The 22,650-nt window shown below is 68.8% G+C and carries 25 protein-coding genes; 12 read left to right on the forward strand and 13 right to left on the reverse strand.

The window, feature by feature from the left end; genetic code table 11:
• Positions 1 to 212 precede the first annotated feature (212 nt).
• The 4 genes from dnaN to ACFOSH_RS36460 all read right to left on the reverse strand — a co-directional run bounded on the left by dnaN (position 213) and on the right by ACFOSH_RS36460 (position 4,306).
• Positions 213 to 1,277 carry a DNA polymerase III subunit beta gene (gene dnaN, locus ACFOSH_RS36445; RefSeq protein WP_378244944.1) on the reverse strand — a complete coding sequence of 355 codons (1,065 nt, stop codon included), beginning with the start codon at positions 1,275 to 1,277 and terminating at the stop codon, positions 213 to 215.
• 9 nt (positions 1,278 to 1,286) lie between these two features.
• Positions 1,287 to 2,549: an MFS transporter gene (locus ACFOSH_RS36450; RefSeq protein WP_378245052.1), complete on the reverse strand. Its 1,263-nt coding sequence runs from the start codon at positions 2,547 to 2,549 to the stop codon at positions 1,287 to 1,289.
• A gap of 671 nt (positions 2,550 to 3,220) precedes the next feature.
• Complete coding sequence (locus tag ACFOSH_RS36455) at positions 3,221 to 3,895, reverse strand: Crp/Fnr family transcriptional regulator (RefSeq protein ID WP_003081747.1); 675 nt, start codon at positions 3,893 to 3,895, stop codon at positions 3,221 to 3,223.
• 159 nt (positions 3,896 to 4,054) lie between these two features.
• On the reverse strand, positions 4,055 to 4,306 hold the full coding sequence (locus ACFOSH_RS36460; protein WP_378244946.1) for a hypothetical protein: 252 nt from the start codon (positions 4,304 to 4,306) through the stop codon (positions 4,055 to 4,057).
• Between the two features lie 238 nt (positions 4,307 to 4,544).
• Between ACFOSH_RS36460 and nth the strand changes: the two genes are divergently transcribed.
• Genes nth through ACFOSH_RS36480 form a run of 4 tightly spaced genes read left to right on the forward strand, consistent with a single transcriptional unit; the run spans position 4,545 to position 7,716 of the window.
• The gene (gene nth / locus ACFOSH_RS36465) at positions 4,545 to 5,228 is read left to right on the forward strand and encodes an endonuclease III (protein WP_378244948.1); all 684 of its coding nucleotides are present in this window, start codon (positions 4,545 to 4,547) and stop codon (positions 5,226 to 5,228) included.
• The gene (locus ACFOSH_RS36470; protein WP_378244950.1) at positions 5,225 to 5,821 is read left to right on the forward strand and encodes a TlpA family protein disulfide reductase; all 597 of its coding nucleotides are present in this window, start codon (positions 5,225 to 5,227) and stop codon (positions 5,819 to 5,821) included. Before nth ends, ACFOSH_RS36470 begins: the two co-directional genes overlap by 4 nt.
• A complete protein-coding gene (locus ACFOSH_RS36475; protein ID WP_378244952.1) occupies positions 5,818 to 6,525 on the forward strand; it encodes an NUDIX hydrolase in 708 nt (235 codons plus the stop codon). The genes ACFOSH_RS36470 and ACFOSH_RS36475 overlap by 4 nt, the downstream gene beginning before the upstream one ends.
• Before the next feature lie 6 nt (positions 6,526 to 6,531).
• Positions 6,532 to 7,716 (forward strand): MarP family serine protease, encoded by a 1,185-nt coding sequence (locus ACFOSH_RS36480; protein WP_378244954.1) that lies wholly within the window; start codon positions 6,532 to 6,534, stop codon positions 7,714 to 7,716.
• Positions 7,717 to 7,796: 80 nt separating this feature from the next.
• On the opposite strand, the gene ACFOSH_RS36485 is transcribed toward ACFOSH_RS36480, so the two are convergent.
• The 4 genes from ACFOSH_RS36485 to nhaA form a co-directional block, all read right to left on the reverse strand.
• On the reverse strand, positions 7,797 to 7,940 hold the full coding sequence (locus ACFOSH_RS36485; protein ID WP_378244956.1) for a hypothetical protein: 144 nt from the start codon (positions 7,938 to 7,940) through the stop codon (positions 7,797 to 7,799).
• Between the two features lie 90 nt (positions 7,941 to 8,030).
• Positions 8,031 to 8,954, reverse strand: coding sequence for an alpha/beta fold hydrolase (locus ACFOSH_RS36490; protein ID WP_378244958.1), 924 nt, complete (start codon positions 8,952 to 8,954; stop codon positions 8,031 to 8,033).
• Between the two features lie 11 nt (positions 8,955 to 8,965).
• Positions 8,966 to 9,454, reverse strand: a complete 489-nt coding sequence (locus ACFOSH_RS36495) for a phage holin family protein (protein WP_378244960.1) — start codon at positions 9,452 to 9,454, stop codon at positions 8,966 to 8,968.
• Between the two features lie 48 nt (positions 9,455 to 9,502).
• Positions 9,503 to 10,705: a Na+/H+ antiporter NhaA gene (nhaA, locus tag ACFOSH_RS36500; RefSeq protein WP_378244962.1), complete on the reverse strand. Its 1,203-nt coding sequence runs from the start codon at positions 10,703 to 10,705 to the stop codon at positions 9,503 to 9,505.
• Between the two features lie 206 nt (positions 10,706 to 10,911).
• Here nhaA and ACFOSH_RS36505 point away from each other — a divergent pair, with 206 nt between their 5' ends.
• Positions 10,912 to 12,372 (forward strand): peptide MFS transporter, encoded by a 1,461-nt coding sequence (locus tag ACFOSH_RS36505; RefSeq protein ID WP_378244964.1) that lies wholly within the window; start codon positions 10,912 to 10,914, stop codon positions 12,370 to 12,372.
• A gap of 188 nt (positions 12,373 to 12,560) precedes the next feature.
• Here the strand turns inward: ACFOSH_RS36505 and ACFOSH_RS36510 are convergent, their stop codons facing one another.
• A complete protein-coding gene (locus tag ACFOSH_RS36510) occupies positions 12,561 to 13,280 on the reverse strand; it encodes a VIT1/CCC1 transporter family protein (protein ID WP_378244966.1) in 720 nt (239 codons plus the stop codon).
• A gap of 112 nt (positions 13,281 to 13,392) precedes the next feature.
• Here ACFOSH_RS36510 and ACFOSH_RS36515 point away from each other — a divergent pair, with 112 nt between their 5' ends.
• Positions 13,393 to 13,845 carry an AAA family ATPase gene (locus ACFOSH_RS36515; RefSeq protein ID WP_378244968.1) on the forward strand — a complete coding sequence of 151 codons (453 nt, stop codon included), beginning with the start codon at positions 13,393 to 13,395 and terminating at the stop codon, positions 13,843 to 13,845.
• Positions 13,842 to 14,624: a tRNA(His) guanylyltransferase Thg1 family protein gene (locus ACFOSH_RS36520; RefSeq protein ID WP_378244970.1), complete on the forward strand. Its 783-nt coding sequence runs from the start codon at positions 13,842 to 13,844 to the stop codon at positions 14,622 to 14,624. Before ACFOSH_RS36515 ends, ACFOSH_RS36520 begins: the two co-directional genes overlap by 4 nt.
• On the opposite strand, the gene ACFOSH_RS36525 is transcribed toward ACFOSH_RS36520, so the two are convergent.
• The gene (locus ACFOSH_RS36525; protein WP_378244972.1) at positions 14,588 to 15,268 is read right to left on the reverse strand and encodes a DUF2848 domain-containing protein; all 681 of its coding nucleotides are present in this window, start codon (positions 15,266 to 15,268) and stop codon (positions 14,588 to 14,590) included. The genes ACFOSH_RS36520 and ACFOSH_RS36525 overlap by 37 nt on opposite strands.
• A gap of 108 nt (positions 15,269 to 15,376) precedes the next feature.
• On the opposite strand from ACFOSH_RS36525, the gene ACFOSH_RS36530 reads away from it, so the two are divergent.
• Both ACFOSH_RS36530 and ACFOSH_RS36535 read left to right on the forward strand, forming a co-directional pair.
• Complete coding sequence (locus ACFOSH_RS36530) at positions 15,377 to 16,681, forward strand: MFS transporter (RefSeq protein WP_378244974.1); 1,305 nt, start codon at positions 15,377 to 15,379, stop codon at positions 16,679 to 16,681.
• Positions 16,678 to 17,013 carry a cupin domain-containing protein gene (locus ACFOSH_RS36535; protein ID WP_378244976.1) on the forward strand — a complete coding sequence of 112 codons (336 nt, stop codon included), beginning with the start codon at positions 16,678 to 16,680 and terminating at the stop codon, positions 17,011 to 17,013. The genes ACFOSH_RS36530 and ACFOSH_RS36535 overlap by 4 nt, the downstream gene beginning before the upstream one ends.
• Before the next feature lie 58 nt (positions 17,014 to 17,071).
• On the opposite strand, the gene ACFOSH_RS36540 is transcribed toward ACFOSH_RS36535, so the two are convergent.
• The 3 genes from ACFOSH_RS36540 to ACFOSH_RS36550 all read right to left on the reverse strand — a co-directional run bounded on the left by ACFOSH_RS36540 (position 17,072) and on the right by ACFOSH_RS36550 (position 20,386).
• A complete protein-coding gene (locus ACFOSH_RS36540; RefSeq protein ID WP_378244978.1) occupies positions 17,072 to 17,572 on the reverse strand; it encodes a DUF6319 family protein in 501 nt (166 codons plus the stop codon).
• Positions 17,573 to 17,736: 164 nt separating this feature from the next.
• On the reverse strand, positions 17,737 to 19,707 hold the full coding sequence (acs, locus tag ACFOSH_RS36545; RefSeq protein ID WP_378244980.1) for an acetate--CoA ligase: 1,971 nt from the start codon (positions 19,705 to 19,707) through the stop codon (positions 17,737 to 17,739).
• A 100-nt stretch (positions 19,708 to 19,807) separates the two neighbouring features.
• Positions 19,808 to 20,386 (reverse strand): GNAT family N-acetyltransferase, encoded by a 579-nt coding sequence (locus tag ACFOSH_RS36550; RefSeq protein ID WP_378244982.1) that lies wholly within the window; start codon positions 20,384 to 20,386, stop codon positions 19,808 to 19,810.
• 113 nt (positions 20,387 to 20,499) lie between these two features.
• Between ACFOSH_RS36550 and ACFOSH_RS36555 the strand changes: the two genes are divergently transcribed.
• The 3 genes from ACFOSH_RS36555 (at position 20,500) to ACFOSH_RS36565 (ending at position 22,642) form a co-directional block, all read left to right on the forward strand.
• Complete coding sequence (locus tag ACFOSH_RS36555; RefSeq protein WP_378244984.1) at positions 20,500 to 20,997, forward strand: phosphoribosyltransferase; 498 nt, start codon at positions 20,500 to 20,502, stop codon at positions 20,995 to 20,997.
• Positions 20,994 to 21,725, forward strand: a complete 732-nt coding sequence (locus ACFOSH_RS36560) for an oxidoreductase (RefSeq protein WP_378244986.1) — start codon at positions 20,994 to 20,996, stop codon at positions 21,723 to 21,725. The genes ACFOSH_RS36555 and ACFOSH_RS36560 overlap by 4 nt, the downstream gene beginning before the upstream one ends.
• Positions 21,726 to 21,883: 158 nt before the next feature.
• Complete coding sequence (locus ACFOSH_RS36565) at positions 21,884 to 22,642, forward strand: 3-hydroxybutyrate dehydrogenase (protein WP_378244988.1); 759 nt, start codon at positions 21,884 to 21,886, stop codon at positions 22,640 to 22,642.
• Positions 22,643 to 22,650: the final 8 nt, after the last annotated feature.

Genomic DNA, 22,650 nt, shown 5'->3' on the forward strand with positions numbered 1-22,650 from the left:
CAGCCACACTCCACAGATCCGCGATCATCACAAGACCCTGACCAGCGTAGACGCCACCACCCCGAATAAACCAACAGCATCATCCAACGCACCAAAATCCACACAATCGGCGCCACCGGCCCGGTGTCGCGCAGAGTCACCGACACCATCCACAACCACGCCAGGTTTGCCTTACCCCTCAATAACCGACCTCACCACTCACGAGACCGGTGTCAGCGCGGAAGCATCGGCATCACGTAGTAGGTCAGCTCGACGTCGCCCGGCTCCACCGCGCGGATGACGCAGGCCCGCATCCCGGGCTGGATGTCGAGCCGTACCCGGTCCCCGGCGAATCCCTGCAGCGCGTCCAGCAGGTAGCGCGCCTGGAACGAGGGCGACGTCCGGCCGCCGGACACCTCGGCCTTCAGGGTCTCTTCGGCCTCCCCGGTGTCCTGCTTGGAACTGGCCAGCCGCAGCTGCGAGTCGCCGACCTCCAGCGTCAGCACCCGGCGCTCGTCCGCGTAGACGCCCACCCGGCGCACGGCGGCGGCCAGCGCGTCGGCGGCGACCTCGACCGTCGTGTCCACAGTGGACGACTCGATCAGCTTCTCCGACAGGAATCCCGCGTCGAGTACGGCGGTGGTGACGGCGACGCCCGCCCAGCTCAGCCCGAACCGGGTCCCGTCGCCGTGCAGGCCGACGACGCCGCGCGCTTGTTTCGCCGTCTCGGCGAGCAGGCCCGCCGGGACGAGCGCGTCGACAGGCTCGCCTTCGGCGCGCAGCGGCAGGGTGGCCACGGCCATGCGGTACCTGTCGGACGCCGTCAGTCGCAGCTCGCGGCTGAAGCTCTGCACACGGACGCCGGTGAACATCGGCAGCGCGTCGTCCTTGGCCGCCGTGCCCGCGACCGTCCGCAACGCCGTCGCCAGCGCGGAACCGTCCACTTCGGACACCCTGGGCGGCATGTCCGGGAGCCGGAGTTCGCGGCTCAGCAGCGGCAGCGCGAACCGGCCGCCTTCGACCCGCACGGCCAGCCGCGAACCCTCGACGACCAGGCGCACCATGTCGTCGTCGAGCATGCGCAGGGTTTCCGCGAGCGGACCGGCGGGGACGACGACCTCGCCGTCGGCGTGCGAGACGGCGTCACAAGTCAGGCGGACGGCGCGTTCGCTGTCGTTGCCGCCGATGGTCAGGCCGTCCCGCCCGGCGCGCAGGAGCAGGCCGGAGCGGGCCGTGAGCAGCCGGGCGGCGGCGGAAACGGCGGACGAGAGGGAGCGGGTGGCGGCAGTCAGGTCCATGCCCGCAAGTTAGCGGGCGGCACCGACAAGTTCGGGGGCTTCGGCGACGGCTCCGGACGGCTTCGGGCGGAAGGTGCCGCGCAGCAGCCACACCACCGCGGCGAGCACGAACCCGACGGCGCCGGCGGCGAGGAACGCCGCTTCGTGCCCCGCGTGTTCGACGAGGTAACCGCTGATCGATTGCCCGAACGCGAGGCCGAGGGTCACCGCGGTGAGCACCCAGCCGAACGCCTCGGCCGCCGTACCCTTCGGCGCGGCGATCTCGATGGCCGCCGAGTGCGTCGTCGACTGCGGGGTGATGAGCGCGCCCGCGGCGAGCATGGCGAGCGCGAGGCCCCAGAGCGACCCGGGCAGCGCGAGCAACGCCACCAGCGCGCCGAACCCGGCCAGCAGCACCGGCAGCCGCAGGCCCATCTGACGCGGCCACGGCCGCAGGCTGTACGCGACACCGAACGCGACCGAGCTCACCGACCAAGCCGAGAGCAGCAGCCCGCCGATGGAGGTGTTCCCCGCTTCGGCGGCGGCCGCCGGGACGGCGACCTCGACGAAGCCGATCACGGCCCCGAAGCCCAGTGCGGCGAGCGCGAGCGTGCGCATGCCGGGGCTGGCCAGCGCGCCGAGCAGTTTGCCGCCCGACGACGGCGCCGGTCCCCAGGCCCGCACCGTCGGGCTCAGCGCGAACAGCACCGCGCCCGCGATCATGGTCAGCGCGCCGGCCACGATGCCGGTGCCCGCCCACGGCGCGGCGATCAGCAGCCCGGCGAACCCGGGACCGAGGATGAAGAAGACCTCCATGCTGATCGCCTCGTAGGAGAACGCGGCGTTGCGCGTCGGCCCGGCGGGCAGCAGGCGTGTCCACAGTGCTCGCGAGGCCGAGCCGACCATCGGTTCCGTGATCCCGGTGCCGAAGGCCAGCGGGACCAGGACGAGTGTCGGCGCGTGCGCCTCGATCGCGAAGATCAGCCCGGTCATCGCCAGCGCGAAGAGCACCGTGGTGGTCAGCAGCGGCCGTGTCGGCCCGAAGCGGTCGATGAGCCGCCCCTGCACGACAGCGCCGACGGAGACGCCCACCAAAGACCCGGCCGACACCAGTCCGGCCGAGGCGAAGGAGCCCGTCTCGCGCTGGACGTAGAGCAGCGCGGAAATACCGATCATCGCGATCGGCAGGCGGGCGAGCAGGGACGCGACGACCGCCCCGCGGGAGCCGGGCGCGGTCAGCGCGGCCTGGTAGTCGGCGAGGGTGGTGCGGTGGCTCTCGGCGGAAGCGGACACAGACTGGGACACGCGTACCAGTATGAACTACTTTGGTACGCGAGTACCAGATCTGCGGCGGTAAGGTTTGTCACCTCCGGGTTCCGGGTACTACGCACCTTGAAGTCGCCAGGTTCGTCACGATCGGGTAACAGTCAGTCGGATCTGGGTCATTCGGGGCAACAAATCGACGCAGATGGCGTCCTTGAGAGTGAAAGAACTTGAATCCACGGCCGACGGCCGTGGATGGTTGTACGACAAACACGCAGTCTCCAGCTCCCTCCGGCGTTCGGGTCGGGGCCTAGTTCCGGAGGGCGGGGAGCGCGGATCGTCGGGGGATGGTCCGCGCACAGCGAAGAGCCGGTGCGCCACGTCGGGGGTGGCGCCCGGCTCTTTGTTTGCCCGCGCGCTGACGGAGCTGTGTCTTCTCCGCGCGCTGACGGAAAAATTTCGCAGGGCGCAGCCAGGCGAAATGCTTCCGTCAGCGTGAAGGCGCCCTACAAAATGTTTCCGTGGGCCTTCGGCCCGAAAGAGGGCGCGCGGGGTGAAGTCTTCCCGTCGCGCTGACGCGCTTCCGGGAAGACAGTCCGCCGGTCACCTTGTCAGGCGCGTTTCGTCCTCTGGATGCGGTGCTTGAACGCGCAACTGCCGCAAGTAGTCGGCTACTTGCGGCAGTTGTGTGAAGCGGGGGTCTAGCGGGCGCGGCGGGCCAGGCGTTCCGGGTCCAGGATCAGGACGCTCTTGCCCTCGAGCCGCAGCCAGCCACGGTGCGCGAAGTCGGCGAGAGCCTTGTTCACGGTCTCGCGCGAAGCGCCGACGTACTGGGCGATCTCCTCCTGCGTCAGGTCGTGCGTGACCCGCAGCAGGCCGGCTTCCTGGCTGCCGAAACGCTGCGCGAGCTGCAGCAGCGCACGCGCCACCCGTCCGGGGACGTCGGTGAAGATCAGCTCGGCGACCATGTTGTTCGTCCGGCGCAGCCTACGGGCGACCACGCGCAGTAACTGCTCCGCGATCTCCGGGCGGGTGGAGATCCACTGCCGCAGCGCCGGGCGGTCCATCGTCACCGCGCGGACCTCGGTCACGGTCGTCGCGCTGGACGTCCGCGGGCCGGGGTCGAAAATGGACAGTTCGCCGAACATGTCGGACGGGCCGAAGATGCCCAGCAGGTTCTCGCGGCCGTCGGGCGACTTGCGGCCGATCTTCACCTTGCCGGACTGGATGATGTAAAGCTTGTCGCCGGGTTCACCCTCGTTGAAGATGACATGCCCGCGAGGAAACTCCACGGATTCCAAGGTCTGTGCCAGCGCCTCGGCGGCTGCCGGCTCAACACCCTGGAAAATGCCCGCTCGGGCCAGGGTTTCGTCCACCTCGGGTGCCTCCTCATCGAGATACGACGGCGATCCTCATCGGTCGAGGATCGTGTCGTCGATCACTTTTCGCGTCAGTCTAGGTCGTGCGCGCGAGATCGCTCGTCGGCACGCCGCAGGCGCGGGCGGGCCGTGAACGATCTCGCTCGAACGTGGAGCCTAACTCCGCGCGCGCCGCGCGCGAAGCCTGGCCGCCTTCCCGCCCAGCCTGCGCAGCCGGAACAGCTCGAGCGCGCGCCCGATGCCGTGCCCGTAGAGGGCCCTGACCTCGTTCGGCTGCGCCTGCTCGAGGAACTCCTCGACTTCGTTCTCCTGCACCGCGACGTGCTTCAGCCTGGTCTCCACGCGTTCCATGAACAGCGCGAAGAACATGATCACCAAGGGGACGAGGATGACGAACCAGACTGTCATGCGCCCTGCCCGGGGAATTCCGAAAAATTGTGCATTACTCCAGATCCTCGCTCATGGCGTCCTCGATCGAAGCGCCGAGGTGGTGCTCTGGCGTGTCGGCCGTCGACCGGCGGGTGCTCCCCACTGGCTCGTCCGATGGCGCCCGTAGGCTATCGGGGTGCCTCCAGCCCTCACGAATGCCCCCCGCGCGGGGGGTACGGGTGAAAGCCGGCTCGCATTGGTGAGACGCGCCAGGCGGATGAAGCGTTGCCTCGACGACGAGTTCCCGGACGCCCACTGTGAGCTTGACTTCACCACTCCGCTCGAATTGCTGGTCGCGGTCGTGCTTTCGGCGCAGACCACCGACGTCCGGGTGAACCAGGTCACCCCCGCGCTCTTCGCGCGCTATCGAAGTGCCGCCGATTTCGCCGGCGCCGACCGCGCCGAACTCGAGGAGTACCTCCGGCCGACGGGGTTCTTCCGCGCCAAGGCGAACTCTGTGCTCGGGCTGGGCGCCGCGCTGGTGGAGCGCTACGACGGCGAGGTGCCCGGCAAGCTGAAGGACCTCGTCACGCTGCCCGGGGTCGGCCGCAAGACGGCCAACGTCGTGCTCGGCGACGCCTTCGGGGTCCCCGGGATCACCGTGGACACCCATTTCGGCCGCCTGGTCCGCCGCTGGGGCTGGACCGAGGAGGAAGACCCGGTCAAGGTCGAGCACGTCGTCGGCGAGCTGATCCCGCGCAAGGAGTGGACGCTCCTCTCGCACCGGACGATCTTCCACGGCCGCCGCGTCTGCCACGCCCGCAAACCCGCCTGTGGCGCCTGTCCGCTGGCCAAGATGTGCCCCTCGTACGGAACCGGCCCGACGGGGTTCGAAGAGGCCGCGAAGCTGGTCAAGGGCGAAGAACGGGACCACATCCTCGACCTGGCGGCACGCCGGTGACGAGGGTCACCAAGCTCGCCCTCGGTGCCGCCGTGCTGGTGGTGGCCCTGATCGTCGCTCTGCTCACGACCCGTGACGGCCAGGCGCCGGTCAAGACGTCGGGGGATCTCACGGCCGCCCGCTCGAAGGCCGCGCTGGCCCCCTGTCCGCCGCCCGGCCCCGGCGAGGTGGCGAAGCTGCGCGGGGTCGACGTCGAATGCCTCGGCGACGGCTCCCGGGTCGACCTCGCCCGGGTGCTTTCGGGCGGTTCCGTGCTGGTCAACCTGTGGGCGTCGTGGTGCGGGCCGTGCCGCGCCGAGCTGCCGCTGCTGCAGGAGTACGCCGCGCAGCCCGGTGCCGCGCGGGTGCTGCTCGTCCAGGTCGCGAGCTCCGGGGCCGACGGATTGGCGATGCTGTCCGAGCTGGGTGTCCGGCTGCCGTCCGTGTTCGACGGTGACGGGCAGTCAGGGCCCGCGCGGACGGCACTGAAGGTCCCTCCCTCTCTCCCCGCGACGTACCTGGTCACGGCGGCAGGCGACGTCCGGCTCATCGAGAACCCACGCGTTTTCCTGAACACTGACCAGGTGCGCGCCGCTGTGGAAGGGACACCATGACCGGCCCCCTCGTGGACCCGGAGGACGTGCCCGCCTGGCTGCAACCGCTGGTCAAGATCAGCGGGGAAGTCGGCGCGGACACCTTCAGCCGGTTCAGCGTGCCGCCGGACGCGAGCTACCGGCCCGCGTCCGTCCTGATTCTCTTCGGCGAAGGCCCGCAGGGGCCGGACGTCCTGCTGCAGCGCCGCGCCGACACCCTCGGTTCGCACGCCGGCCAGGTCGCGTTCCCCGGCGGTGGCGCCGAGCCCGGTGACGACGGTCCGGTCGGGACGGCGTTGCGCGAAGCGGAAGAGGAGACCGGCGTCGTGCCCTCCGGGGTGCAGCCGCTGGCGATCTTCCCCGAACTGTTCGTGCCGGTGTCCGGGTTCGCCGTGACGCCGGTGCTCGCCTACTGGCGGACGCCTTCCCCGGTGCACGCCGTCGACCCGGGAGAGACGGCGGCGGTGGCCAGGGTGCCGGTCGCCGAACTCACCGACCCGGCCAACCGGTTCCAGGTCAGGCGCGAGGGTTTCGGCTGGAAGGGGCCCGCGTTCGACGTCGGCGGGCTGTTCGTCTGGGGGTTCACGGGCGGACTGCTGGCGATGACGCTTTCGCTCGGCGGCTGGGAACGGGACTGGGACCACGGCGACGTCCGGGAGCTTGACGTAGCGTTGGCCGAACATCAGGCGCGGGTCGACGGGCGGCAAGTGCCGGAGAAGGAGTAGGCGCCGGTGAACTGGGTTGACGTACTGGTGATCCTGCTCGCGCTGCTGGCGGGCGTGTCCGGCGCGTTCCAGGGGGTGATCATCGCCCTGCCGTCCTTGGTCGGCGTGGTGCTGGGCGCGCTCGCGGGGATCAAGGTCGCGCCGCTGGTCGTCGAACTCTTCGAGCATCCCGCGGCGAAGGTCGCCTTCGCGGTGGCGACGGTGGTGTTCCTGGTCGCGCTCGGCGAGACCCTCGGTGTCTGGGTCGGGCGGAAACTGCGCCAGAAGATCAATCCGGACAAGCTTTCCGGGGTCGACAAGACACTCGGCGCGGTGGTGCAGGCCGCCGTCGTGTTCGTGGTCGCGTGGCTGATCGCGACGCCGCTCACGGCCGTCTCGGGAGTGCCGGGGCTGGCGAAGTCGATCAACAGCTCGGTGGTGCTCGGCGGCGTCAACGACGTCATGCCGGAAGCGGCGCAGGGCTTCCCGAGCGAACTGCGCAAACTGCTGGACAAGTCCGGCTTCCCGTCCATTGTGGACCCGTTCCAGAAGCCGAACGTCCAGGACACCAGCCCGCCGGACACCGCGCTGCAGGCGAGCGCGATCGTCAAACAGGTGCACGGCAGTGTCGTGAAGATCCGCGGCAACGCGACTTCGTGCTCCCGGGCCCTGGAGGGCAGCGGATTCGTCATCGCGCCGCAGCGCGTGATGACGAACGCGCACGTCGTCGCGGGCACCGACGAGGTCGCCATCGAGTCGACTTCGGGCAAGTTCCCGGCCAGGGTCGTCTACTTCGACCCCGAGGCCGACGTCGCCGTGCTCGCGGTACCGAGGCTGCAGGCGCCGGTGCTCCCGTTCACGCCGCGGGTCGCGCGGGCGGGCGACAACGCGATCGTGCTCGGCTACCCGCTCGACGGCCCGTACACCGCGTCGCCCGCCAGAGTGCGCGGCCGGATCAACCTGCGCGGACCGGACATCTACGAGTCCAACACCGTGCAGCGCGACGTGTTCACCGTGCGCGGGCAGGTCCGCAGCGGGAACTCGGGCGGGCCGATGATCAACCCCGAGGGCGAGGTCATCGGGGTCGTCTTCGGCGCGGCTGTCGAGGACCCGGAGACCGGCTTCACGCTGACGTCCGAACAGGTGCGACCGGTGGTGGACACGGCTTCGTCGCTGAGCGCGAACACTTCGACCGGTCCCTGCGCGAACTGAGCCCCGTGCGTGAGATGAATGGGCCTTTCATAGCAAAATTTGCAATGAAAGGCCCCTTCATTGCACGCACGGAGGCGGGGTCAATAGCCTGAAGAGAGGCCTTCGCGCCAAGAAGTGACGGCCTCCTCCACGTCCAGCGGCCGCGCCCGCAGCACCGGCCCGCCCGCCGGCCGCCGGTGCTCGGCCCGGATCCGTTCGTTCAGCTCCTCGACGATCTCCCGCACCCGCGCCTCCCGGCGCACCCGCGTGCCCCTCCGCTCGGACCTTGTTCACCATCCAAGACTCGAACGACACGCCCGTCGGTTTGCGCTCGGTCACGCTTCCGAAGTGCGGAGAAACTCCAGCAGGGCGGCCGACGTGCGATCCGGGGCCTCCAGATGCGGGAAGTGCCCGATGCCGGGCCAGCGTTCGAGACGGGCGTCCGGGGCCCAGCGCCGCGATGCCGCCGCGGTGTCGGGCAGGATGCACCGGTCTTCTTCGCCGTGCAGTTGCAGCACTCGGGGCGCGAAGCGGCCTCGCAGCGCTTCGCTGAAGCGGCGGCCTTCGCCGCGGAACTGCGCGCGGAACGCCCATCGGTAGTACTCGAGCGCGCTGTGCGGCACTCCCGGCACGAGCATCGCCTGCCGGAACGCCCGCACGGTTTCGGCGAAGTCCGCGGAGTCCGTCCACTGTGGACCGGACCAGTTCCGGAACAGCTCCTCGACGGCCGACGCGTCGTCCTTGACCAGCCATTTCTCCGGCGCCATCGGCGCCTGGAAGCGGAAGAGGTGTCCCGACGCCCGTAGCTGTCCCGGCCGCTTGACGGCCCGGCGCAATGCCAGCGGATGCGCGCCGCCCAGCACGGTGACCGAGGAGACCAGCCGGGGGTGCAGCGCGCCGACCGTCCACGCGAGCATGCCGCCCCAGGCATGTCCGACGAGATGGGCCTTGCGCGCGCCGAGCGACTTGATCAGCCCGCCGACGTCGCCCGCGAGGGTCCAGGCGTCGTAGCCGCGCGGGGGTTTGTCCGAGTCTCCGTAGCCGCGCAGATCCACCGCGACCGCGCGGAAACCAGCGTCGGCGAGCGCCGTCAGCTGGTGGTGCCAGGTCCACCAGAACTCGGCGAACCCGTGCAGCAGCAGGACCATCGGTCCGTCGCCGAGTTCGGCGACGTGCAGCCGGATGCCGTTCGCGGAGACGTCACGATGGGTCCACGGCCCGTCGATCCGGACGATCGACGGGTCCGGTGTCGCCTGCACCGCCCGAAGACTCAGTCTTGGTCTTCGGCGTCGTGCCGCGGTTTGAACGCGGCGGCGGTGTCCTTGAAGCTGTTGATCGTGCGCTCCGGCGCCTTGATCTTCTTCACCTTGCGGTAGCCGAGGAAGCCCGCGACCGCCGTCGAGACGAGCATCAGCCCGAACACGATCAGGAACGCCGCCCAGCGCTGCAGGAACTCCGACAGCAGCTCGCCGAGGAAGAAAAAGAAGAAGAACGAGCTGTACAGCCCGATGACCAGCGCGACCAAGAAGAAGATGGCGCCCTTGAGGCCCTTCTTCGCCTCCGCGACGACCTCGGACTTGGCCAGCTCGACCTCGGCGCGGATCAGCGTCGAGACGTGCTGTGTGGCATCGCCGACGAGTTTCCCGAGGGACTGCTCGCTCGCTACCACGTCGTCATCGCTCGACAGGGGGAGGTAGGGCACGGCCCCCACGCCGTCGGGGCCGGTACGTTCGTGCTTGGGGCTGCTCACACCGGCCATCGTGCCACGTGCCCTCATCCCGGGCGCGGCGGACCGGCGAGTGTCGCGTCAAAGATCCTCACGCGCGTGCACGCGGCTGCGGTGCAGCAGCATCGCGGCGGCCGAAAGCGACGCGATGGCCGAAGCGATCAGCACCGCCGCCTTCGTCAGTTCGACGGCTTCCCCGTCGAGCGCGAGATCGGCGATCAGCAGGCTCACGGTGAACCCGACACCGCCGAGCATCGACAGCGCGCCGATGTCCCGCCAGCCCATTCCCCGGGGTTTCTCCGCGAGTTTGAACTTCACCGCGAGCAGGCTGGCGCCGAAGATCCCGATCAGCTTCCCGCCGACGAGCCCGACCAGCACGGCCAGCGGCAACGCCGTGGTGAAGACCGCGCCGAGCGATTCGCCGTCCACCTTGATCCCCGCCGCGAACAGCGCGAACAGCGGCACCGCGACCGCGGCGGACCACGGCTGCAGCCGGTGTTCGAGCCGGATCGCGGGCGCGTGCTCCTCGCCTTCGTCGGCGCGGACGCGGGTGAGCAGGCCGAGCGCGACGCCGGCGATGGTGGCGTGGATGCCGGCCGAGTGCACCGCGACCCAGGTGATCAAGGCCAGTGGCACGTAGATCCAGGCACTGCGGACGCGGCGGTGCTGCAGGTAGGCGTACAACGCGAGAGCGACGACGGCGACGCCCGCGGCGACGAGGTCGAACTTCGCGGTGAACAGGATCGCGATGATGAGGATCGCGCCGAGGTCGTCGACCACCGCCAGCGAGAGCAGGAAGACCCGGGCGCTGCTCGGCAGGTTCGACGCGGTCAGGGCGAGGACACCGAGCGCGAACGCGATGTCCGTGGCGACCGGGATGGCCCACGCGCGGTCGATCCCCGGCGTTCCCCAGCCGACGGCGAGCGCGACCAGGGCGGGGACGATCATGCCGCCGATCGCGGCCACCACCGGCAGCACGGCCTGTTTGAACCGGGACAGTTCACCGACCACGAGTTCGCGTTTGAGTTCGAGCCCCGCGACGAAGAAGAACAGCGCGAGCAGGCCGTCCTTCGCCCAGTCGCCGATCGTCAGATTCAGGTGAAGGAACTCGGGACCGAGCCGGAAATCGCGGATCGCGCGGTAAAGGTCGTCGATGGGCGAATTCGCCCAAAGCAGGGCGAGCGCGGTGGCACCGAGCAGGATCAATCCGCCGGTGGTCTCCGTGCGGAGATAGCGGGCGAAGTCGGCGACGACGGCCTTCGCGGGACGGTTGGGGCCGGACACGGCATCCTCCGGATTTCGGCAACACGAATACTGTTGCCGACCAGCCTTCCCGGCGCACCTTGAGTCAATTTTAACGCCTGGAGCTGCGGATTTCATCTCTTCATGACGGCGACCACAAGATCCAGCCGGACGTCGGTGTCAGTTCCACATGCTGGACTCTTAGCATGTGAACGGAAAACGACAACGATGTCTTCGATAAGGACGGCATGGTGAGTACCTCTACCGAGGTCCAGCAAGACACGAGGTTCTTCGGGCACCCACGAGGGCTGGCGAACCTCTTCGGCGTCGAGATGTGGGAGCGGTTCTCGTACTACGGGATGCTCGGCATCCTCCCGATCTACCTCTACTACGAAGTCAGTCAGGGCGGCCTCGCGCTGCCGAAGGCCTCCGCGCTCGGCATCGTCGGCGCGTACGGCGGCATGGTCTACCTGTCGGCGGTGATCGGCGCCTGGGTCGCGGACCGCGTGCTCGGCTCCGAACGGACGCTGTTCTACAGCGCGATCTTGATCATGATCGGCCACATCAGCCTCGCCGTGCTGCCGGGGCTGGCCGGTATCGGCGTCGGTCTCGCGTGCGTGGCCATCGGCAGTGGCGGGCTGAAGTCCAACGCCACCACGATCGTCGGGACGCTGTACGCGAAGGGCGACGAGCGCCGCGATGGCGGTTTCACCATCTTCTACATGGGTATCAACCTCGGTGGCTTCGTCGGGCCGCTGCTGACCGGGCTCGCGCAGAGCGAGATCGGTTTCCATGTCGGCTTCGGGCTCGCCGCGGTCGGCATGGCGCTCGGCCTGATCCAGTACACGATCGGCCGCAAGAACCTCGGCGAGAAGGCGAGCGAGATCCCGAACCCGCTGCCCGCGTCGCGGCGCCCGCTGGTCTTCGGGGGCACCGTGGCCGGTGTCGCGGCGATCGTGCTGCTCGTGGTCTTCGGCGTGATCAACCCGGAGAACCTGGTCGACGTCGTCGTCGGGGCCGTCGCGATCATCTCGGTGATCTACTTCGTGGTGATCATCACCAGCAAGAAGATCACCTCCGAAGAGCGCAGCCGGGTGTACTCGTTCATCCCGATGTTCATCGCGAGCGCCGCGTTCTTCTCGCTGTACCAGCAGCAGTTCACCGTCGTCGCGGCCTACACCGACGAGCGGCTGAACCGGACGATCTTCGGCTGGGAGATGCCGGTCGCGTGGGTCAACTCGATCAACCCGGTGTTCATCATCCTGTTCGCGCCGGTGATCGCGGCGATCTGGACCAAACTCGGTTCGCGGCAGCCGTCCTCGCCGATCAAGTTCGTGCTCGGCACGGTCACCATGGGCGCGGCGTTCCTGCTGTTCCTCCCGATGGTCGGCAGCGGCAAGAACGCGAGCCCGCTGCTCGCGCTGGCCGGCATCCTGTTCGTGTTCACCATGGCGGAGCTGATGCTTTCGCCGGTCGGCCTTTCGCTGTCGACCAAACTCGCGCCGGAGGCCTTCCGGACGCAGATGGTGGCGCTGAACTTCCTGTCCATCTCGCTCGGTACGGCGATGTCCGGGAAGCTCGCCGAGTACTACACGGTGGACGACGAAGCGCCGTACTTCAGCATCGTCGGCGGGGTGGCCATCGTGGTCGGTGTGGCGCTCCTGGTGGCGACGCCGATGATCCGCAAGCTGATGAAGGGCGTCCACTAGACGCTCTTCCGCCCGCGCCGACGAGCGACCCTCGAAGGTGCGATGAAAGGCCCCCTCATCGCAAAATTTGCGATGAAGGGGCCTTTCATCGCACCGGGGGCCCCGTGGTCGAAGACGTGACTCGCGTGATCAGGCGCCGTTCTCGCGTGATCGAAGACGGAACTCACGTGATTGGACGGCGATGTCGGCTACCCGATGGTCGTCCCGAACAGCACGCCGACGTAGTACGTCACCAGCATCGTCAGCGCACCGACGCCGACGTTCCGTGCGATCGCGCGGCCGACGCGGGCGTCGCCGAGTTTCGCGCTGAGGAGCCCTGTCAGCGCCAGCCCGACCACGACCGCCGCCGCGCACGCCCAGACCCTCGCCGAGGTCGACGTCCACACGATCGACAGCAGCGGCAGCAGCGCGCCGACGGTGAACGCCACCAGCGACGCCCACGCCGCCTGCCACGGGCTGGTCAGATTGTCCGGATCGATGCCGAGTTCGGCCTCGGCGTGCGCGTGCAGCGCGTCCTTTTCGGTCAGTTCGCGGGCCACCTGGGCGGCGAGGTCCGGGGATAGGCCCTTCGCCTCGTAGATTCCCGCGAGTTCCCGTTCTTCGGCTTCGGGCATCTCTTTCAGTTCGCGCTTTTCCAGCCGCAACTGCGCGCGTTCGGTGTCGCGCTGTGTGCTCACCGAGACGTATTCGCCGCCCGCCATGGAAAGCGCGCCGGCGACCAGGCCCGCGATTCCCGCTGTCGCGATCGCGGTGGAATCGGTGGTCGCGCCCGCGACGCCGACCACGATGCCCGCCACCGACACGATCCCGTCGTTCGCGCCGAGGACGCCGGCGCGCAGCCAGTTCAGTTTGCCGCTCAGATCCGCGTGGGGTTCGTGGGGATGTCCGGTCGACACGGTTTCGGTCACCGTTTCAGTGAAACACGAAGAACGGGAATCGGCGAGAGGAAACCGTTTCGGTCAATGCAGGCGATCCTTATTGACTATTGCCTTGCCTAAGTCCTCGGATAGGTTGTCGGACATGGCCGAGGTGGTGATCCTGATCGGGCTCCAGGCGTCCGGGAAGACGACGTTCTTCCGGCGGGAGTTCGCGGACACGCACGTCCACCTCAGCAAGGACAACTTCCCGAACGCCAAGCGACGGCAAAGCCGTCAGCTGCGGATGCTGGCCGAAGCGCTCGAAGACGGCAGTTCGGTGGTCGTGGACAACACCAACCCGTCGGCCGAGGAGTGGGCTCCGCTGATCGAGGTCGCGAGGCGCCACGGCGCGCGCGTCGCCGCGTACTGGTTCCCGCCGGACTTCGAGGGGTCGAAGGAGCGCAACGCGCGCCGGAAAGTCAAAACCCGGGTGCCCGACGTCGGTCTGTATGCGACTCTCAAGCGGCTGCGGCGACCGACCGCGGAGGACGGTTTCGACGAGCTGCACACCGTCGGTTTCGACGGTGAAGGCGGTTTCGTCGTGGAGCGGGGATGAGCATGGACGCCGGTGATTTCGAGGCGCGGCAACGGGAACGGGAGTGGTTCCACGGCTTGACCGTGCCGCCGGGTTCCTGGACGGTGCTCCGGGTCGACGGCCGGGGCTTCTCCAAGTTCACCGAAGCGCGGTTCGAGAAACCGTTCGATCCCCGCTTCGCCGAGTGCATGGCCGAGGCGGCGAGTGCCTTGCTGGCGGAATTCGCTTCGCCTTACGTGTACACGGAAAGCGACGAGATCTCGCTCTTGCTCCCGCCTTCCGCCGAGCTGTTCGGCAGGGGTGTCGAGAAGCTCGTGTCGATCTCCGCCGGGGTCGCGTCGGCCGCGTTCACCCACGCGGCCGGGGTCCCGGCGCACTTCGACGGCCGGGTCTGGCTCGGCACGACGGCGGACGACGTCGTCGACTACTTCTCGTGGCGCCAGGCGGACGCGACCCGCTGCGCGCTCAACGGCTGGTGCTACTGGATCCTGCGCAAGGCGGGGAAGTCGGCGAGCGAGGCCGGGGCGGCTCTCGAAGGCGCGGGCGTCTCCGAGAAGAACGAGCTGCTTTTCGCGCACGGCGTCAACTTCGCCGAAGTCCCCGCCTGGCAGCGGCGTGGCGTCGGGCTGTACTGGGAGTCCTACGAGCGCACCGGTTTCGATCCGGTGCGGGAGATCGAGGTCTCCGCGACCCGTCGCCGCGTCCGCGTGGACAGGGAGCTGCCGATGAAGGGCGAATACCGCGCCTTCCTCGGCGAACTGCTTCAGCCGATCGGTTCGGGCAGCCGCCGCACGCTGTAGGCGAGGTCGATCGTCTCGCCGGTCGCCGGGTCGCCCAGTTCCACGCGCCAGGAGTCGGCGAACTGGTCGACGCCTCGCACCATCGGGATCGTGCCCGAGATCAGCACGGTGCCCGGGGCGTACAGGTCGCGCTCGCGCAGCACGTCCAGCCAGTACGACGGCGGCAGCAGCTCCGCGAGTTTCCCCTGCTGGATCAGGGTTTCTCCCGCCCAGGCGGACAGCGTGAGCTCGTCGAGCCGGTCCTGGACGTCGACGAGACGCCAGGCCTTGGCGGCGAGGACGTCGGGGCCTGCGTTCTTGCTCCACGCGACGCCGTGCGCTTCGAGCGCGCGGTCGGTGTGGTCACAGGCGGCGGTCAGCAGGACGTCCTCGGGCGCGGGACCGGTGATGACGAGGGCCCACTCGGCCTCGCCGGAGGTCTTCTCGTGCTGCACCGCGACCTCTTCGGTCTGGCTCGCCAGGTACGGCGCGACCGGGTAGAGCGCCGGGATCACCGAGGGCGCGGGGACGCCGAGTTCGGCCAGTTCGGCCACGTGGGCGGCGACGTCTTCCTGGCTGCGACCGGCGTATCCGGCGTTCAGCAGCGTGTGGACCTCGGTCCGCCGCTCCTGGCCGTCGGGAAGGGTGAAACGCAGCTCAGGCATCTGTCCTCCGAGATTGGGGGTTGCGCATACAGCTTGTATACAAGGAGTATATCCGCAATTCAACCCCTCCCGGCGGGGTTGCGGACCTACTGCGGACGGGAAGTGGACATGACCTCACCAGCCGGTGACCGGCGTTCGTTGCACAAGGCCTTCGCGGCCAGCCTCTCGGGGACAGCGCTCGAGTGGTACGACTTCGCGGCCTACTCGGTGGCGGCCGCGACGATCTTCGGGCAGCTCTTCTTCCCCTCGGAAGACCAGCTCGCGAGCACGATGGCGGCGTTCTCCACCTACGCCGTCGGCTACCTCGCCCGGCCGATCGGCGGGTTCCTCTTCGGCCGCCTCGGCGACGTGCTCGGCCGCAAGCGCATCCTGGTCATGACCCTCGTGCTCACCGGTGTCGCGACGTTCCTCATCGGCGTCCTGCCCACGTACGAGAGCATCGGCGGCTTCGCGGCGGTCTTGCTCGTGTTGCTGCGGTTCGCGCAGGGTGTCGGCATCGGCGGCGAATGGGGTGGCGCCGTCCTGCTGTCGAGTGAGTTCGGGGATCCGGACAAACGCGGGTTCTGGGCGTCGGCCGCGCAGATCGGCCCGCCCGCGGGCAACCTGCTCGCCAACGGTGTCCTCGCCGTCCTGGCCGCGCTGCTCACCGAGGACCAGTTCAACAGCTGGGGCTGGCGGATCGCGTTCCTGCTGTCCGGCGCGCTGGTCGGGTTCGGCCTGTGGATCCGGCTCAAGCTGGAGGAGACGCCGGTCTTCAAGCAGATCCAGGAGCGGGGCGAACGTTCGTCGGCGCCGATCTCCGAGGTCTTCCGCACCGAACGCCGCGCGCTCGTCGCGGCCGTGCTGATCCGCGTCTGCCCGGACGTGCTCTACGCGCTGTTCACCGTCTTCGTCCTCACTTACGTCACGACGCACACCGACCTCTCGCGCGGCGCCGGGCTGGCCGCGGTGATGATCGGTTCGGCCTTCCAGCTGGTGCTGATGCCGCTGTTCGGCGCGCTTTCGGACCGGATCTCGCGGCGCAAGATGTACCTCGTCGCGACCATCGCCGCCGGGATCTGGCCGTTCGTGTTCTTCCCGATGGTCAGCGGCGGCTCGTTCGCGATGCTGGCGATCGGGATCGTGTTCGCGCTGGTCATCCATGCCGCGCTCTACGGCCCGCAGGCCGCGCTCGTCACCGAGCAGTTCTCGCCGCGCCTGCGCTACACCGGCAGTTCGCTGGCGTACACCCTCGCCGGCGTGATCGGCGGGGCGCCCGCGCCGTTGCTGTTCACGGCGCTGCTCGCCGGCTTCGACACCTGGCTCGCGATCGGCGTCTACCTGCTCGCGACCGCGGTGGTGACCGTCATCGGTGTCCTGCTCGCCCGTGACCCCGACCGCGAGGAGGCGGCGGCTATGGAGACCGCGCGATGACCTGGCAGCCGATGTCCACTGTGGAGGGTCTGCCGCTGCTCGGCGGGCAGGGCCGGTTCCGGACGCTCGCGACGGCGGAAGGCGGTCTGGCGTACGAGATCCGCTATCCGGCCGGAGTCGCTTCTCCTGTGCACAGCCACGACCACGACAGCATCGTGTACCTGGTTTCGGGTTCGCTGCGCGGCACGCTTGACGGCCGGGAAGTGACGCTGGAGGCGGGCGGCGCGCTCGTCCACCCGCGCGGTGTCCCGCACAGTGTCGAGGCCATTGTGGACAGTCAGTGGGTCGAGTTCAAGACGCCGTTGCCGTCGCGGCCGCCGATCAGCGGGTAAAAAGAAACCGGGGCGGGCACTGAACTGTCCAGCGTCCGCCCCGGTCGGGAGGAAAGTCTCAGGCGTCCAGCTCGGCCAGCGCCAGCTTCGCCTTCTCCAGCTCGGCTTCGAGCTGGGCCACCTTCGCGGCCTGCAGTTCGCGGGCGGCGTTGATGACCTCGTCGATCGGGCCCGACAGGTCCGCGTGCAGCTCCTTGGCGGCGCGGGACACGGCGGCGGCCGGGATCTCCAGGCCCTTCGCGACCCACTTGGCGCCGTTCTTGAGCTCGGCCTGCCACTCGCCGTCGGCGGTGCCGGTGACCGTGAGGGTCAGCTCGACGGTGCGGGTCTTCTTCGCGGTGGTGGCGACCTTGGGGCGGCCGCGCTTGGGCTTGGGGGACTCGGCCGCGCCTTCGGCGGGGGCCTCCGGGGTTTCCGAAGAGTCGGAAGACTCGGAGGTCTCGGTCTTGGCCTCGGTGGTCTCCGAGGTGGTCTCCGCCTGCGGCGTCGAGTCGACGGGCGCTTCGGTAGCCGCTTCTTCGGACACGGCGTCAGTGCGTGTCAAGGCATCCACGGTCATCGTCGGTGTCGCTCCTTGCCCGGGTATGGGGTGGTACCCGGCACATCCTAGAACAGGCGTTCGAGTGATGCGAACCGGGGTGTGGTAGGCGTGTCGGGTGTCATGAAAGGGGCGTTCAGGACGAAAAGTGTCCTGAACGCCCCTTTCATGACATTTTCGAGCTGCTACTCCTCGGACTTGCCGGAGTTCAGGCCCGAAGAGATCAGGTCCATCACCGACGAGTCGGCCAGCGTGGTGACGTCGCCGACCTGGCGGTTCTCGGCGACGTCGCGCAGCAGGCGGCGCATGATCTTGCCGGACCGTGTCTTCGGCAGCTCCTGCACGACCAGGATCTGCCGCGGCTTCGCGATCGGCCCGATCTCCTTGGCGACGTGGTTGCGCAGTTCCTGCACGGCCGCCTCGCCACCGTCGACCGCGTTGCCGCGCAGGATGACGAACGCGACGATGCCCTGCCCGGTGGTCGGGTCGGTCGCGCCGACGACGGCGGCCTCGGCGACCGTCGGGTGCGAGACCAGTGCCGACTCGACCTCGGTGGTCGAGATGCGGTGGCCGGAAACGTTCATCACGTCGTCGACCCGGCCCAGCAGCCAGATGTCGCCGTCGGCGTCGTACTTCGCGCCGTCACCGGCGAAGTAGTAGCCCTGATCGCGGAAACGCGACCAGTAGGTGTCGCGGAAACGCTCTTCATCGCCCCAGATGCCGCGCAGCATTCCCGGCCACGGCTTGTCGAGCACCAGGTAGCCGCCGCCACCCTTGCCGACCTCGACGCCCTGGTCGTCGACGACCTTCGCCGAGATGCCCGGCAGCGCCTTCTGCGCGGAGCCCGGCTTCGTGGCTGTGACGCCCGGCAGCGGCGAGATCATGATCCCGCCGGTCTCGGTCTGCCACCAGGTGTCGACGATCGGCGCCGAATCCGCGCCGACGTTCTCGCGGTACCAGATCCACGCCTCGGGGTTGATCGGCTCGCCGACACTGCCGAGCACGCGCAGCGAGGAGAGGTCGTACTTCTCCGGGATCTCGTTGCCCCACTTCATGAACGTGCGGATCAACGTCGGCGCGGTGTAGTAGATGGAGACCTTGTGCTGCTGGACGATCTCCCAGTGGCGGCCCTCGTGCGGGGTGTTCGGCGTGCCTTCGTAGACGACCTGCGTCGTCCGGTTCGCCAGCGGCCCGTACACGATGTACGTGTGCCCGGTGATCCAGCCGATGTCGGCGGTGCACCAGTAGACGTCTTCGCCGGCCTTGTGGTCGAAGACGTTGTGGTGCGTGTACGCCGCCTGGGTCAGGTATCCGCCGGAGGTGTGCAGGATGCCCTTCGGCTTCCCGGTGGTGCCGGAGGTGTAGAGGATGAAGAGCGGGTGCTCGGAGTCGAACGCCTGCGGCGCGTGCTCCGCGGACTGGCCGTCGACCAGTTCGTGCCACCAGAGGTCGCGGCCTTCGGTGATCGGCACCTCGTCGCCGGTGCGGCGGACGACGATGACCTTCTCGACCGATTCGGCGCCTTCGAGCGCTTCGTCGACGTTGGCCTTCATCGGGGCGGCCTTGCCGCGGCGGTACTGGCCGTCGGTGGTGATGACGATCCGCGCCGCTTGGTCGTCCACCCGGGAACGCAGTGCTGTCGGGGAAAAACCACCGAAGACGACACTGTGCAGAACGCCGATGCGGGCACACGCGAGCATCGCGAAGATCGCTTCGGGCACCATCGGCATCTGGATGGCGACGCGGTCGCCCGCGGTGAGGCCGAGGGACTCGAAGGCGTTCGCCGCCCGGGAAACCTCGTCCTTCAGCTGGGCGTAGGTGATGTCACGGTTGTCGCCGGGCTCGCCGACCCAGTGGATGGCGACCTGGTCGCCGTGCCCGTCGACGACGTGGCGGTCGACACAGTTGTAGGCGACGTTCAGCTTCCCGCCCACGAACCACTTCGCGACCGGAGCATTGGTCCAGTCCAATACCTGCGACCACTTCGTGTCCCAGTGGAGGCGCTCGGCCTGCTTGGCCCAGAACGCATCCCGGTCGGCGTCGGCTTCGGCGTAGAAGTCGGCGGTGGCATTCGCTTGCGCGCTGAAAGCCTCACTCGGGGGGAAGGTCCTGCTCTCCGTGAGCAAATTGTCCAGCGCCGGCGACTGCTCGGTCATGGTGCGATGCCTCCTGTGATTCGCGTGTCTTCACGCCCGTTGGCACGCTATCGACGTTACGACGCGAAGTAAAAGGTTGCATCGTGGTTGCGCGTGGCATTCACACGCTTGAGGACAAAGCGGTACGGACCGCCGGCCATTCTGGTCCGGTGAGGGAGTAGACAACGGTGTCACGGACGGTTCCGTCAGGCCGGACGCGATGCGCGCGCAGTACGCCTTCCCGTTGCGCGCCGAGGCGTTCGATCGCCTTCTGGGACTTCAGGTTGAGGATGTCGGTCTCCCACGAGACGCGGTTCGCGCCGAGGTCGTCGAAAGCGTGGCGCAGCAACAGGAGTTTCGAGTCGCGGTTGAGCCCGGTCCGCTGCCACGCGGAACCGATCCAGGTGTAGCCAAGGGAAATGATCTTGTTGCGCGCGTTCATCGCGTAGAACGACGTCGTGCCCGCGACCTCGCCGGTGCGCGCGTCGAGCTGCGCCCAGGCGCGGCGGTCCGGGTCGGCGAGGATGCCGTCGACCATCGCTTCGGCCGCGGCGAGGTCTTCCGGCTGCCGCAGGCTGAGCCAGGTCCAGATCGCCGGGTCTGATCCGGCCTCGAACAGGCCTTTCGCGTGGTCGCGGGTGAGGGGTTCGAGGCGGACGCGTTCGCCGGTCAGGGTCGCATGGGTGTTCCAGTCGGTCACGTCTTGACGTTACGGCCGGTAATGGCCTTGCTGGATAGCCAGTTTCGAAGCATTCGAGAAGGCCACTGAGGCGTTGCCTATGCTCGCGGGAACGATCGAGAAGGCGAGGCGGCATGGCCGAGGAGCGGGAAGAGCTCACCTGGGAGTTGTTCGGAACGGCCAGCAGGGACCTGGCGCAGGCCGTCGCCGACGACGGGTTCGAGCCGGACCTCATCCTGTCGATCGCGCGCGGCGGCCTGTTCGTCGCCGGCGGGCTCGGCTACGCGCTGGACGTGAAGAACCTGCACGTGATGAACGTCGAGTTCTACACCGGCGTCGACCAGCGCCTCGACCTGCCGGTGATGCTGCCGCCGGTGCCGAACGTCGTCGACCTGACGAAGAAGAAGGTGCTCGTCGCCGACGACGTCGCGGACACCGGCGCGACCCTGAAGCTGGTCCGCGACTTCTGCGCTGACCACGTCGCCGAGGTGCGTTGCGCGGTCGTCTACGAGAAGCCGCGCTCCGAGGTCAAGTGCGAGTACGTCTGGAAGCACACGGACCGGTGGATCAACTTCCCGTGGTCGGTGCAGGCGCCGGTGGTCCGGCGCGAGGGGCAGGTGCTGGACGCGTGACGGATCCGCTGAAGCCGCTGCTGGACCTCGAAGGGGTCGCGGCGGCCGCGAAATCGGCGCAGGACGCGGTGTTCGCCGTCCACCGGCTGCCCGCCAACCTGCGTGGCGGCGCGGCGACGGCCGCCGAAGCGTCCGTGCGGTCGGCGCGCGCGTCGGCCGGGATCGAGGGTGCCGCGCCCGAACTGCCGGAATCCGGTGAGGTGACCGATCCGGTGCTGGCGGGCGCGCTGCGCGTCGCGGAAGCGCTGGAGGGCCTGCTGCCGACTTGGCGGCGCGCGCCGCTGCAGGCGTTGGCGCGCCTGCACGTTCTCGCCGCGTCGGACCTGGTGACGGATCTCGACGCGCTGGGGCGGCCGCGGTCGTCCGGTGCCGTCGGGCCGCGGTTGGAGATGCTGGCGCAACTGGTCACCGGCGCGACGTCGGTCCCCGGTCCGGTGCTGACCGCCGTCGTGCACGGGGAACTGTTGGCGCTGAAGCCTTTCGGCTCCGCGGACGGGGTCGTCGCGCGGGCGGCGGCGCGGCTTTCGGCGGTGGCGACGGGGCTCGACCCGAAGGCGCTGACAGTGCCGGAGGTCGCGTACTTCCGGAGGGTGCCGAAGTACATCGAGGCCGCTACGACGTTCGCCGGCGGGACTCCCGAGGGCGTCCGGTCCTGGCTGCTCTTCTCGTGCGAAGCCTTCGAGGCCGGTGCTCGCGAGGCGAAGTCCATCTCCGACGCGGCCGGCTGAACCCGCAATTCGTCACCTAGTTGCGATGGTTGCGCGCGCACCTACCCCGCAACTAGGTGACGAATTGCGGGGGTGTGGCGAGCGCATATGGGATCTTGGGCAGGTGTAGCGCGTAACCACATGGCCTAAGCGGGCCGGGCGACCTAACGTCGTCCGGCATGAGTGGTGCGTATCACAGCGATCTGGCGGGTAAGTCCGCGCTTGTCACGGGCGCGGCGAGCGGGATCGGCCTGGTCTGCGCCGAAGCGCTGGCGCGGGCCGGGGCCAAGGTCCACCTTGTCGACATCGACGACGCCGTCGAGAAGGCGGCGGCCGACGTCAACGGCATCGCGCACGTCGCCGACCTCACCGACGCCCAGGCCGTCGAGGCCCTCCCGGCCGAGATCGACATCCTCGTCAACAACGCCGGTTTCCAGCACATCGCGCCGATCCACGAGTTCCCGCCGGAGACGTTCACCCGCATCCAGGCGCTCATGGTCACCGCGCCGTTCCTGCTCATCCGCCGCGTGCTGCCGTGGATGTACGAACGCGGTCGCGGCCGCGTGGTCAACATGTCCAGCGTCCACGGTCTCCGCGCGAGTCCGTTCAAATCCGCGTACGTCACCGCGAAGCACGCGCTCGAAGGGCTCTCCAAGGTCACCGCGCTCGAAGGCGCGGAACACGGGGTGACCAGCAACTGCGTCAATCCCGGCTACGTCCGGACCCCGCTGGTCACCGGCCAGCTCCAGGCGCAGGCCGAAGAACACGGCCTCGACCGCGACGCCGTCATCGAACAGGTCCTGCTGCGCCGTTCGGCGATCAAGCGGCTCATCGAGCCCGAGGACGTCGCCGCGTGCGTGCTCTGGCTGTCCGGCGACCACGCCGCCCATGTCACCGGTACCTCGATCCCCCTCGACGGCGGCTGGACCGCCGCGTGAACCCCTCC

The sequence above is a fragment of the Amycolatopsis speibonae genome (assembly GCF_042647925.1).
Taxonomy (GTDB): domain Bacteria; phylum Actinomycetota; class Actinomycetes; order Mycobacteriales; family Pseudonocardiaceae; genus Amycolatopsis; species Amycolatopsis speibonae.